Origin of the sequence: Geobacillus sp. C56-T3 (assembly GCF_000092445.1) — a bacterium.
In the GTDB taxonomy this organism is placed as follows: domain Bacteria; phylum Bacillota; class Bacilli; order Bacillales; family Anoxybacillaceae; genus Geobacillus; species Geobacillus thermoleovorans.
In genome coordinates, this window is record NC_014206.1 from 484,412 (window position 1) to 496,722 (window position 12,311).

General features: G+C 51.3%; 9 protein-coding genes and 1 pseudogene. 6 read left to right on the forward strand and 4 right to left on the reverse strand.

Annotated elements, in window-relative coordinates; genetic code table 11:
* Positions 1-172 precede the first annotated feature (172 nt).
* Complete coding sequence (locus tag GC56T3_RS02510) at positions 173-1,846, forward strand: L-lactate permease (RefSeq protein ID WP_013144257.1); 1,674 nt, start codon at positions 173-175, stop codon at positions 1,844-1,846.
* A 295-nt stretch (positions 1,847-2,141) separates the two neighbouring features.
* On the opposite strand, the pseudogene GC56T3_RS19855 reads toward GC56T3_RS02510, so the two are convergent.
* Positions 2,142-2,252: pseudogene (locus GC56T3_RS19855) on the reverse strand (rod shape-determining protein); the annotation flags it as partial.
* Between the two features lie 216 nt (positions 2,253-2,468).
* Complete coding sequence (locus tag GC56T3_RS02515) at positions 2,469-2,921, reverse strand: C40 family peptidase (protein WP_013144258.1); 453 nt, start codon at positions 2,919-2,921, stop codon at positions 2,469-2,471.
* A gap of 344 nt (positions 2,922-3,265) precedes the next feature.
* On the opposite strand from GC56T3_RS02515, the gene GC56T3_RS02520 reads away from it, so the two are divergent.
* From GC56T3_RS02520 to GC56T3_RS02535, 4 genes are all read left to right on the forward strand, one after another.
* Complete coding sequence (locus GC56T3_RS02520) at positions 3,266-5,722, forward strand: bifunctional diguanylate cyclase/phosphodiesterase (protein ID WP_013144259.1); 2,457 nt, start codon at positions 3,266-3,268, stop codon at positions 5,720-5,722.
* A 1-nt stretch (position 5,723) separates the two neighbouring features.
* Positions 5,724-6,095 carry a DnaJ family domain-containing protein gene (locus GC56T3_RS02525; protein WP_013144260.1) on the forward strand — a complete coding sequence of 124 codons (372 nt, stop codon included), beginning with the start codon at positions 5,724-5,726 and terminating at the stop codon, positions 6,093-6,095.
* Between the two features lie 205 nt (positions 6,096-6,300).
* Positions 6,301-6,870: a hypothetical protein gene (locus GC56T3_RS02530; RefSeq protein ID WP_013144261.1), complete on the forward strand. Its 570-nt coding sequence runs from the start codon at positions 6,301-6,303 to the stop codon at positions 6,868-6,870.
* Between the two features lie 164 nt (positions 6,871-7,034).
* Complete coding sequence (locus tag GC56T3_RS02535; RefSeq protein ID WP_041468191.1) at positions 7,035-8,693, forward strand: IS1634 family transposase; 1,659 nt, start codon at positions 7,035-7,037, stop codon at positions 8,691-8,693.
* A gap of 363 nt (positions 8,694-9,056) precedes the next feature.
* Here the strand turns inward: GC56T3_RS02535 and GC56T3_RS02540 are convergent, their stop codons facing one another.
* Positions 9,057-9,836 (reverse strand): YiiX/YebB-like N1pC/P60 family cysteine hydrolase, encoded by a 780-nt coding sequence (locus GC56T3_RS02540; protein ID WP_013144262.1) that lies wholly within the window; start codon positions 9,834-9,836, stop codon positions 9,057-9,059.
* Positions 9,837-10,233: 397 nt separating this feature from the next.
* On the opposite strand from GC56T3_RS02540, the gene GC56T3_RS02545 reads away from it, so the two are divergent.
* On the forward strand, positions 10,234-11,730 hold the full coding sequence (locus tag GC56T3_RS02545; RefSeq protein ID WP_013144263.1) for a carboxylesterase/lipase family protein: 1,497 nt from the start codon (positions 10,234-10,236) through the stop codon (positions 11,728-11,730).
* Between the two features lie 100 nt (positions 11,731-11,830).
* Here the strand turns inward: GC56T3_RS02545 and GC56T3_RS02550 are convergent, their stop codons facing one another.
* Positions 11,831-12,046: a hypothetical protein gene (locus GC56T3_RS02550; protein ID WP_013144264.1), complete on the reverse strand. Its 216-nt coding sequence runs from the start codon at positions 12,044-12,046 to the stop codon at positions 11,831-11,833.
* Positions 12,047-12,311: the final 265 nt, after the last annotated feature.

Here is a 12,311-nt window from a genome sequence, read left to right on the forward strand (position 1 = left end):
GTTAGAAAAATGAAAAAATACTATTGTCTTTTTTGTTGAGTACTTTTATAATGTGAGACAGACGGCGTTTCTTATCCGGTCATCTGATGACTGGAAGAGTGGAACACAAAGGTGAGCGGTCGATCATTTGCAAACGCCGATAAGTCAGGCACAAAGGGGAGGAGAAAACCGCATGTGGAAGCAGGACTTCACGCCAATCGCCGACCAGCTTTGGTTATCGGCCATTGTTGCACTCATTCCGATTTTGTATTTCTTTTGGGCGCTGGCTGTCAAGCGGATGAAAGGGCACATCGCTGGGTTGACGACGTTATTGCTTGCTGTTGCGTTGGCTGTAATCGCTTACAGAATGCCGGCTGGAAAAGCGGTTATGTCAGTGACGCAAGGCGCGGTGTACGGATTGTTGCCGATCGGCTGGATCATCATCACCTCTGTCTTTTTATACAAGCTGACGGTGAAAACAGGCCACTTTGACATTATCCGCAATTCGGTTGTCTCGCTCACCGAAGACCGCCGGCTGCAAGCGTTGCTGATTGCCTTTTCGTTTGGCGCCTTTTTGGAAGGAGCAGCTGGGTTTGGCGCGCCGGTGGCGATTTCAGCGGCGCTTCTTGCCGGGTTGGGGTTCAACCCGCTGTATGCCGCGGGCATTTGCTTGATCGCCAACACAGCGCCGGTGGCGTTCGGGGCGGTCGGGATTCCAATCATCTCGATGGAAGGGCCGACTGGCGTGCCGGCGATGGAAATCTCAAAAATGGTTGGGCGGCAGCTGCCGTTTTTATCGGTGTTCATTCCGTTCTATCTTGTCTTGATTATGGCGGGATGGAAAAAGACGGTGGAAGTGTTGCCGGCCATTATCGTTTCCGGTGTTTCGTTTGCGCTGACGCAATATTTCACCTCGAACTTTTTAGGACCGGAGCTGCCGGACATTTTGTCCTCGCTCGTTTCGATCGTCGCGTTGGCTGTCTTTTTGAAATATTGGAAGCCGAAAAGCACATTCCGCTTTGCAACAGAGTCGGAAGTGGCGGCCGCTGGGCAAGTTGCTCGCGCGACGCAACGCGGCGGGGAAGTATTCCGCGCTTGGTCGCCGTTCCTCGTGCTGACGGCGTTGATCTCGCTGTGGGGCATCCCGCAGGTGAAGGCGGCGCTCACTGGCCATTATGAAGGGACAAACAGCTTGTTGAAGTTGGTCAACGCTATCGGCGTCCACTTGACGTTTATGCCGCCTGTGCCGGGGCTCAACAACCAAATTTTGAACCCAAGCGGCCAGCCAATCGCTGCAGTGTATAAGCTTGAGCTGCTCGGCGCGGCTGGGACGGCGATTTTGCTGGCAGCGGTCGTCACAAAGTTCATCATCGGCATCTCGTGGAAAGATTGGGCGCGTACGTTTGTGGAAACGCTTAACGAATTGAAATTCCCGATCATCACGATCGCTTCGGTTGTCGGCTTTGCCTATATCGCCAACTCGTCGGGCATGAGCACGACGCTTGGGATGGCGTTGGCCAAAACAGGCCCGTTGTTCCCGTTCTTCTCGCCGATTTTAGGCTGGCTTGGCGTGTTTATCACCGGTTCCGACACGTCGTCGAACTTGTTGTTTGGCAACTTGCAAAAAGTGACGGCGACATCGATTGGCATGGATCCGGTGCTGGCGTTGGCGGCCAACTCATCAGGCGGCGTTGTCGGGAAAATGATTTCGCCGCAATCGATCGCCGTCGCCTGTGCGGCCGTCGGTTTGACCGGCAAAGAATCCGACTTGTTCCGCTTCACGGTCAAACATAGCGTGTTCTTAATCATCTTGATTGGCGTTCTCGTTTACTTGCAATCGACGGTATTGTCGTGGATGATTCCATAACGGCCACAAAGGGGGACGAGTATTGTCGATCTGTTGCTCGAAGCGGTCGAAGGAGCACAGGCGGCGAAGGAGGAAGAGCGAATTCGGAAAACGTCATAACGCGGCAGTCTGGCGTTTTTGCCGAATGTCGGTTGTTTGAAGCAAAAAAAGAAGGTGTCCCGAAAGCAGCGGGACACCTTTTCCATTATGACTTGTTTGGGGAAAACAACCGTTTGGATGTTGCATTAGTCCTTTAAGGTGGCGCGGCGATGCCGATTCGAGGCGTGCCAAATGTCCAGCGGGCGCCCAGCAGAGGCTAAAGTGCTGCGCTGAGCCGTTTCGGCATTGCTCGCAGCGCTTTCCCAGTTCCGATCGCAACGGCTTCAGACGGATTGGGAGCGACATGCACCGGTACGTGCAGCTCGGATCATTTGCCGTGCATAAAAATTTTTTGATCTCATGTATAAAAAACGAAAAGGGAGGAAATGAATAATAGCGTAACGTTTTCCAAGTATTCCCCCGATCCCCTATGAAATATAGCATTGGGCTCTCCGGTTTTGGAGGGCCGCTTTTTTTTGCATAATAAAAACCCCCTGTCTATTAGGCGGACTTAATATGACAGAGAGCTTTTCCGACGGAGCTGTTACAGCCGTTTGGCTCCGACATATTTCGTTTTCCAGTAGTTGCTGTTTAAACTGTCGATTTTCACGCCACGGGAAACGGCATGGATGACTTGATTGTTGCCGATGTAAATAGCCACGTGGGAGACGCCTTTCGTCTGTTTGGAAGTGTCGAAAAACACTAAATCTCCCGGCTGTAATTGGGACTTATGTACGTATGTACCTTCTTTGTACATTTCTCGCGAAGTGCGAGGCAGGATGACGCCCACTTTTTTATGGGTATAGTAGACAAATCCTGAGCAGTCAAATCCTTTTGGCGTCGTCCCGCCATATCGGTAAGGGGTGCCGATCAGCTTTTTCGCTTCGATGATGAGCCGTGCTTTGTTGGCGGCTGCATCTGAATTGGAAGTGCTTACAAAGAAGGAGGAAAATAGAACGATCATGGATACGAACAGGAGAGAATACCATTTTTTCATTTCCCCTAACCCCCGACAAAATCTTTTCCGATTCGACGTCTCTCAACTAGAGTATAGCAGAGGAAACTAGACTTGTTTTTTACAGTTGGATTAAATAATGTTACAGCGCCGTTACAAATATAGCACCTCGTCCTAAAGGCTTATACCAATAGATAGATATTTTCGTTTCGGCCGACCTGGCTTTATGGCCGTAAGCGTGGAAACGGTGTCTCATACCCGAGTCCTATGACCGGTAGATGAATGTCGTAAGCTGTCGAACAAATAGGAACGGTGGAGGGAGGCAGCGCGAAGAATGGTCGTCTTATAATGAAAGCAAAGCGTCGAAGAATCGATGACGGTGATGGATGATGTCGAATCAACTTGAATATATCTTGTATATTTTTGGCCTTTTTTTGACGGTCGGCGGTGTCTATGTATACGGCCATTGGATGGCAAAACGTCATTGGGGGGGCATCCCATGGCTGGCGGCGCCGAGACTGACTGTTGTGTTTGCCACCGTTTCCCTGCTTTTTTTAGGGGCAGGGATGATCTATATCCATTATGCTGAAAAACAAGAACATCGTGAATATGAGGAAGCCGCAAAGCAAATCGCCGGCATGATCGCCGGCGATTTGGCCGCCATGGGGCACGAACGGCTCGATGAAAGGGCGGAACATCTGCCTGCGTATCACACGGTGATGGCGGTGCTGGAGCGTTGGCAACATTATGGCCGCGTGTTGAGCGTGTATACGTTAAAAAAGAATGAACGCGGTGAGCTATATTTCGTTGCAGCGCCAGCGACTGACTACAATCGGAACGGCCGCATCGACGGCGAAAAGGAACAAGCTGTTCCACCTGGGACGGTTTACCGCCGCCATTTTCCAGAGATCGAAGAGGCGTTCCACGGCCGGTTTGCGATGGAACAGCATCCGACAACGGATGAATGGGGAAGAAGCATCAGCGCGTTTATGCCGATTCGTCAACCGGACGGGACAGTGGATGCGGTTGTTGGCATCGATTTTGATGCCAAAACGTATGAGCAACATTTGCAGCGAGGACGGAAACAGGCGATGTGGACGATGATGGCCATGTTTTTGGCGTCAGCGGTTGCCTATTTGCTCGCTTTGCATCAACAAATGGAACGGAAGGCGTTGGCTGTCTATAAAAAAACGCTCGCATCCAACGAGCATCGGCTGCGGAGGCTGGCGGAAATGACGATGGAAGGGCTGATCGTCTACGCGCATGGGAAAGTCGTTGAGGTCAATGAAGCGGTGTGCCGTTTGCTCGGCTATTCAGAAAGCGAGCTGATTCATTTGCCGATCGGGGAGTTAGTCGTTGATGGATCCATGAAACTGAATCGTCCGCATGAGGAACCGGAGCGCCTTGAAATCGAGCTGCGCCGAAAAGACGGCACCACATTTCCAGCGGAAATCGTCCGGCGCCGCTACGATTATGAGGGGGAAAAAGTGACGGTGGCCGCCGTCCGCGATTTGACGGAACAAAAACAAAACGAAGAGCGGATGCGTTATATCGCCAATCATGATGAACTGACTGGGCTGCCGAACAAGGAGGCGATGTATAAAGCGGTGGAGCGTTGCCTTGTTGAGGCGAAACAGCATCGCCATGAAGCGGCGGTCATATTTTTAGAAGTGAGTGGGATGAAAACGATCAACGATTTTTATGGCTACGCAGTCGGGGACGAAGTGCTCCTCCATTTGGCGCAAGAATGGAAAGAAAAGCAAGGAATGACCGTCGGGCGCTGGAGCGGGAATGAGTTCATCGCATTGGTGCCAAACAGCACACATCAAAAGGCTGAAGAAATGGCGAAACAGCTCATTGAGGCGGCGGACGAACCGATTGTCGTCAATGGGATGGAATTGTATGTGACCGTGAACATCGGCATCAGCGTCTACCCAAAAGATGGGGAGGATGCAAAAACGTTGATTCGCAAGGCGGATATTGCTCGCTACGAGGCGCGAAAAAAAGCGGCGAGCGATTTTCTCTTTTTCACGGAGCCGATGGCGATTCGTCTCAATGAAAAGATGGCGATGGAACGCGACTTGCGGCGTGCGCTTGAAAATGAGGAATTTGAATTGTACTATCAGCCGCAAATTCGGCTTCACGACCGGCAAGTGATCGGCATGGAGGCGTTGATTCGCTGGCGCCATCCGGAAAAAGGGATGGTTTCGCCGTCATTGTTTATCCCGGTTGCCGAACAGACCGGCATGATCATCCCGATCAATGAATGGGTCATCCGCACGGCTTGTGAGCAGACGAAGCAACTGCTTGATCGTTTTCCTGACTTGTCCGTTTCCATCAACTTATCGCCATATGAATTTGAAAGCCGCCGATTTGTGGATAAACTCGCCCGCCTGCTCGCCGACGCCGGGCTGCCGCCGCACCATTTAGACCTGGAAATTACGGAGCGGATGACCATGGATACAGAACGTGCGCTTGATATTCTCTCGAAACTGAAGGGGCTTGGTGTGACGATCAGCATGGATGATTTCGGCACTGGTTACAGTTCGCTCAGCTACTTGACGGATTTGCCGATCGATCGGCTGAAGATCGACCGTTCGTTCGTTCAGCATATTCAAGGAAAAAAAGATGTCATCTTGCCGGCGATCATCCGACTCGGGCATAATATAGGTGTAAAGGTGCTGGCTGAAGGGGTCGAAACGGAGACCGAAGCGGCTTATTTGCAAGGAAAACGGTGCGACGAGGCGCAAGGCTATTATTTTTCCCCGCCGCTTCCGTATGACGAGCTCGTCCGGTTCTTAAACGAGCAGCGCGTGAGGCGGCAGGCGCAGGAGCTGACGTAACATGGACGGATTTTGGCGCATCGCCGAGGAGAAAATTCGCGAGGCGATGAAAAACGGGGAGTTCGACAACTTGCCCGGCTTCGGCAAACCGCTTGAGATTGAAGACCTTTCCCGCATTCCAGAGGAGCTGCGGCTCGGGTATTTGTTGCTGAAAAACGCCGGCTATGTGAGGGAAGAAGCGGAGTTGCGCAAAGAGCTTTTGACGCTCGAGGACTTGCTTCGTTGCTGCGAGGATGATGAGGAAAAACGGGAGCTGGAGAAAAAGCGGACGGAAAAGCAGCTTCGGTTTGCGGAACTGATGAAGAAACGGGGGCAGACAAACTCGAAGGCATTGCGCGACTACGGGCGGCGCATTGAAGAGAAATTTCGCTAGACGATTCCTTAATATCCTGAGGAAACACGATTGTTTTGCGGGTTTCCTCATTTTTTATGCAAAGATGTCCAAAAAACGGGGAAAATAAGGAAGGAGTAAATGATCGGAAAGGAGGCAGCGCAAAGGAGGGAAAATAAAGAATGATTGATCCCAGCTGTCTAGTCGTTGATGGATCGTGAACGAAATGAAAAAAGGAGTGCACATGATGAGAAAATTATGGGTTGCCTTTTTTGCTTCGCTCGTTCTGGCGATGCCGTCATGGGTGTCTGCTCGAAGCCATGCAGGCGGGGGGGCCGATGTGCATTTGCCGGTCGGCCATATGTGGAAGCATGAGGGACTTGACGAGCAAAAGTGGATGGAGATGGTCCAAAAATATACGCCCGAGCAGGAAGAAGAATGGAAAAAAGTGCTGGATGAGCGGAACGCGTTGCGTCAGCAGTTGAACGATGAAAATGTGAAACAGGCCATCAAAGAAAAGTGCAAAAAGATGAAAAAAGAGCGCGAAGCAGCGCTTGACCGGCTCATCGATCAGCTAGTCGATAAAAAAATCACAAAAGAACAGTTTAAGAAAGAATGGAAACAGTTACATAAAAAGAAACAGTGGATGACGAAAGAAGAAAAACAGCAGCTTCATCTGCTTCATGAACAAACGAGACAGGCTATGGAGAACAATGATCAGGAGGCCATGAAAAAACTGCTCCCGCAATGGCTCGATCATATGAAAAAGAAAAATGAACGGTTGGCGAAATGGCTTCAGGAAGTGAAACAAGGATGATATAATGAAAAAAAAGGCCGTGTTCGATGCACGGCTTCTTTTTTTCTTCATCTTGCTTTTCAGCCTCACATTTCGCACCCTCCCGACGAAAATCGGGAGGATTTTTTCATTCCGATGTCGAATGAATCCTTGACACACAAGGAACGTAAAGGAGTTTTTCTCTCATGAATGTGAAAGTCAAAGGGGTCTATCGTAATGGTTATTTGAATATAATAAGTGTTCTAGTCAAAAAACTCGACATCCCCCACTTGATTGACCATCTTGTGCCCGTCGATCCACAATGCCAAACGCGAGTCAGCGATGCCGTTCAAGCCATCCTTTACAATCTATTTGACGGCCGGCAAGCCCTGGTTCACTTAGAACGATGGGCTCAGGAGATCGATCTGGAGAAACTCATCCGTCCCGGTCTCCAGCCTTCCTGGTTGAACGACGATGCCTTGGCCCGTCATCTCGACCGCTTGTATGAGGCCGATATTCACAAGGTCATCAGCACTTGCTTGATTCACATTTATCGCAAAGAAGGCCTTTCCCTCCGAGCCTTTCACGCTGATACGACGGACAAGACGGTTTACGGAGCGTATGAGTCGGCCTCATTAGAGGCTTTGCAGATCACACATGGCTATAACCGCCATCACCGTTGGCAAAAACAGATCGGCTTCGGGCTGGTCGGCAACGAGGATGGCATCCCGTTTTACGGCGATGTGCATGACGGCAATCTATCGGATAAGGCGTGGAATCCTGAGGTGCTGTCGCGGATCCACGAACAGTTCAAACAAGCCAAGATCGACGACGAATGGATTTACGTGGCCGATTCCGCCGCGATGACGAAAGACACCTTGGCGCAGACAAAAGCCGCCCGTGCCTTTTTGATCACCAGAGGCCCTTCGTCGCTTCGAATCGTGAAACAGGCGCTCGCGGAGGCCGATTCGCCTCACATCCCGTGGAGCGAACCCTTTACCCTAGCGGAGAGAAACGGCGCCACGTACCGGGTATGGGAAACGGCCGCGACCTATGAAGGCCACCCGGTTCGGCTGATCGTCGTCGAATCGAGCGCGCTCGACCAGCGCAAAGGAAAAACCCTCGAAAAAGAGCGAGTCAAAGAAGCGGAGCTTCTTCGCGAGGAACAAGTCCGTTGGGAGCGCCACCCCTTCTCCTGCCGCGAAGACGCCGAACAAGCCTTGACGTCCCTCAAGGCGTCCCTTCGCCCTCGGTTTCATCGAGTGGAGGCCGCGGTCGAAGAGATCGTGCGTCCGAAAAAACGGCGAGGACGGCCGAAAAAAGGGGCGGAACCCGAGATGGAGACGCTGTACACCCTTCGCCTAAACGTCGAATTCGACCAACCGGCATGGGAACAGGCAAGACGGAAAGCGTCCCGGTTTGTCCTCGTCACGACCGTTCCGAAGGAATGGAAGGGCCAACAAATGGATGCCCAAGAGATCTTGAAGCTGTATAAAGGGCAAATCTCGGTGGAAATGAACTTCGCGTTTTTGAAAGATCCGTTTTTTACGGATGAGATTTATGTCAAAAAACCAGAACGGGTCGCCGTATTGGGCTATCTATTTCTCTTGGCCTTGGCGATTTACCGCGTTTTTCAGCGCCGGGTGCGTCAGTTCATCACACCAGAACGCCCGTTAAAAGGGGCTGGAGGCCGCAAGCTGACCCGGCCAACGGGACAGGTGATTTTTCAGCTGTTTCAATATGTGAACGTCATCCTGCTGGAGCTGCCAGACGGGCGCATCCAACGCGCACTGGATCGCTCCCTCAACCCGGATCAGCGAAGGATTCTGCAGGGATTGGGCATGGATGAGAGCATCTACGTCTAACATGATACGGAACGACTAGCGATGGTAAAAAAAGGATTACCATCGCTCGTTGTGTTGGTCAAAAAGTTATTCTGAAAAACTAAATAAAAAATCCTTTGTTTTGACCTTGTTAGGGTGCGAAATGTGAGATCATCTTTTTTGTTAAGCACATTTTGTGATGAAGATCCAAAAATATAGTTTCTAAAAGGCCGGTGATTTTTAATGAAAAAGTCGCTCACCCTAACTCTTTTTTTCAATGAGATAAGCCTTTTCAGAGCTGTTCTCGTTTCTGATCAAATACCGCCGATTTGAGCAAAAAACTAGTTTTTCACTAGCCTTCTAAAGATTATTTTACCATCAAGTATTGCGTATTAATCAGCAGAGTCATGAACCGGTTGCAAATATTTTAGTATCTCCGTCTTGATAAATATCATCCGGATAAACGTATAACCCGCCATCGTAATCCAAATCACGATTCCCCATATCATAATACGCTTTCCAAGCTAATTTGCTACAATACCACGTGCTGGTATCCGACTTGTAAGAACCTACAAATTTGTATGGTTCTCCTAATTGGTTTCTAATGTAATTACGGGCAAGGGTTCTAAATTGCTGTTCTAAAGTATAGACATATAAACCGACGGCTTGGTCGTAGTTTCTAAATTTCCTTGCCGTGGAATAGTGGACATTACTTTGTCCGTCACCAGGTTGGTTTTCTACATTCGCTTCAATGAATGCATATGAATCTAAACTACCAGTATAATAAGTACCGTCCCATACAGCGGCATGACGATAATACCCCCATGCTACTGAACCATCATGTACTCCAATAATATCGCCAGGTGCAAACGCCGCGAAAGATATGTTATTCGTACCTTTGGGTGAACCAAAAGAATCACCAGGCGCCCAGTCCGGCTCAGGGTCATCCTTGTCATAACCCTCTTTAACTCCCAATTCTGATTTTCTGACCAAGTCATACTTATCAATATTCACACTTTGTTTAAGTTTTTCTTTTTGTTCTAACACTTCTTTAACTTCTTTAACTTCTTTGCTTTCATTGTTTACAACTTTTGAGTCTGCAAAAGCATAGTTTACCAAATTCAATCCAGATAGTAGTGTTACAAACGATGAGGCTACCAAAAATTTCTTAAATTTCCCTTTCAAGTAAATACCTCCTCTACCACTGATGTGTAAATAACTGTAGATGAGCAATTTTCATTACAATATTTTCCGTTAACAAAGAGACCAACCTACAGTTTATTAGTGAATTTGCTCAACTATATAGATGCAATTTGAAGTTTTACCATTTGCAGCTTTTCCCGAGTATTTGATCGACTGTCGGGCGACCGAACAACGCCGCTTAAGGTGATCGCGCCTAGAATCATCTTTTTCATGGCGCTGACTGTTTCGGCCGCGTCTATCTTTACTTTTGTGCATGGGCGGGGCACCTCTCTTTTGGACGCGGTATGAGAACCTCGCGTGCGGTCGCAAAACGATGGACGCAGACTGGCTGTTGGTTTATAATATTTTTGAATCATTTGAATATTCGGGAGGAAAGGGAATGGAACCAACCGTTGTCGAAACACGGTATGGACGGCTGCGCGGGGGGACGAAGGAAGGCGTTTTCGTTTGGAAAGGAATTCCGTATGCGAAAGCGCCGGTCGGCGAGCGTCGGTTTCTTCCGCCGGAACCGCCCGATGCGTGGGATGGGGTGCGGGAGGCGGCCGCGTTTGGCCCCGTGGTCATGCAGCCGTCGGATACGATTTTCAGCGGATTGCTCGGGCGGATGAGCGAGGCGCCGAGCGAAGACGGGCTGTACCTGAACATTTGGTCGCCCGCGGCGGATGGGAAGAAGCGCCCGGTGTTGTTTTGGATTCATGGCGGCGCCTTTTTGTTCGGTTCGGGTTCTTCGCCGTGGTATGATGGGACGGCGTTCGCGAAACACGGCGATGTTGTTGTTGTGACGATCAACTACCGAATGAACGTGTTTGGCTTTTTGCATCTGGGGGATTTGTTTGGCGAAGAGTACGCTCAAGCCGGGAATCTCGGAATTTTGGACCAAGTGGCGGCATTGCGCTGGGTGAAGGAGAACATTGAGGCGTTTGGCGGCGATCCGGACAATGTGACGATTTTCGGCGAATCGGCCGGAGCGGCGAGCGTCGGCGTGCTGTTGTCGCTTCCGGAGGCGAGGGGGCTGTTTCGGCGCGCCATTTTGCAAAGCGGTTCGGGATCGCTTCTCCTCCGTTCGCCCAAGACCGCCATGGCGATGACCGAGCGCATTCTCGAGCGCGCCGGCATCCGTCCGGGCGACCGCGGCCGGCTCTTGTCGATTCCCGCCGAGGAGCTGCTGCGGGCGGCGCTGTCGATCGGTCCGGGAATCATGTACGGTCCGGTGGTGGATGGCCGCGTATTGCGGCGCCATCCGATCAAGGCGCTCCACGACGGGGCGGCCAGCGGCATTCCGATTCTCATCGGCGTGACGAAAGACGAGTACAACCTGTTTACCTTGACGGATCCGTCATGGATGAAGCTTGGCGAACACGAACTGCTTGACCGGATCAACCGTGAAGTCGGGCCCGTGCCGGAGGCGGCGATTCGCTATTATGCAGAAACGGCGGAGCCGTCGACGCCCGCCTGGCAAAAGTGGCTTCGCATCATGACGTACCGCGTGTTTGTCGAGGGGATGCTGCGGACAGCGGACGCCCAAGCGGCCCACGGAGCGGATGTGTACATGTACCGGTTTGACTATGAAACGCCGGTGTTCGGCGGGCAGCTGAAAGCATGCCACGCGCTCGAGCTGCCGTTTGTGTTTCACAATCTCCATCAGCCGGGCGTCGCGAATTTCGTCGGCAACCGGCCGGAGCGCGAGGCGATCGCTGACCAAATGCATTACGCCTGGCTGGCGTTTGCCCGCACCGGCAACCCGAACGGCGATCACTTGCCGGAAGCGTGGCCGGCGTATACGAGCGAGCGCAAGGCGGCCTTTGTCTTTTCAGCCGCCAGCCATGTCGAAGATGATCCGTTTGGCCGCGAGCGGGCGGCATGGCAAGGACGCTAGAAGATTTGATTCGTGAGGGAGCACCGCCATCTGTGAAAAAATGGAGCTTCGGCCTCTCTCCGCTAAACCAACAAAGGAACGGCCAACCGCCGTTCCTTTGTTATTCGTTTGCCCCCTGAGAAGGAAGCCCGAACTGTTCCGCCAGCGCCGGGTCGCGGTCGATGGCCTCGATGAGCTTGCGCATGACGTTGACGTCAAACGTAAAGTTCGCCCCAATCGGCGAGGTGACGAAAATTTTCCCTTTCTTCGCCTCCCGCGCCCGTTTGAATTGATAGCCGTCAATCGCGATGACGACTCGTTCGTCCGGTCTTGCCATTGAAGTCCCTCCAGTCGTTGCCGATTTGCTTTCTATTGTAACGTATTTCGGCGGCGGACGACAATGATCATACCGCACCCGATTCATGGAGCGTCAAGCGGATGGAGGATGAAACGCTCCCCCATCTATGCCAAAGGGGAGGGGCAGGGATTTTTTTGGCCCCATCCCTTCGATTTAGCCCTCTAGGAGGCTGGTGAAAAAGTACAAAATGCTGCTAGTTCCAGCTATTTCTCAATTAGCAAAACCTTGCGAAATCAGCCTTCTT

What these genes read in the sequence shown, in the direction of transcription:
- GC56T3_RS02550 (WP_013144264.1), bottom strand. Translation starts at nt 12,046, where the DNA reads ATGGCAAGACCGGACGAACGAGTCGTCATCGCGATTGACGGCTATCAA.
- GC56T3_RS02535 (WP_041468191.1), top strand. Translation starts at nt 7,035, where the DNA reads ATGAATGTGAAAGTCAAAGGGGTCTATCGTAATGGTTATTTGAATATA.
- GC56T3_RS02510 (WP_013144257.1), top strand. Translation starts at nt 173, where the DNA reads ATGTGGAAGCAGGACTTCACGCCAATCGCCGACCAGCTTTGGTTATCG.
- GC56T3_RS02525 (WP_013144260.1), top strand. Translation starts at nt 5,724, where the DNA reads ATGGACGGATTTTGGCGCATCGCCGAGGAGAAAATTCGCGAGGCGATG.
- GC56T3_RS02520 (WP_013144259.1), top strand. Translation starts at nt 3,266, where the DNA reads ATGATGTCGAATCAACTTGAATATATCTTGTATATTTTTGGCCTTTTT.
- GC56T3_RS02530 (WP_013144261.1), top strand. Translation starts at nt 6,301, where the DNA reads ATGAGAAAATTATGGGTTGCCTTTTTTGCTTCGCTCGTTCTGGCGATG.
- GC56T3_RS02545 (WP_013144263.1), top strand. Translation starts at nt 10,234, where the DNA reads ATGGAACCAACCGTTGTCGAAACACGGTATGGACGGCTGCGCGGGGGG.
- GC56T3_RS02515 (WP_013144258.1), bottom strand. Translation starts at nt 2,921, where the DNA reads ATGAAAAAATGGTATTCTCTCCTGTTCGTATCCATGATCGTTCTATTT.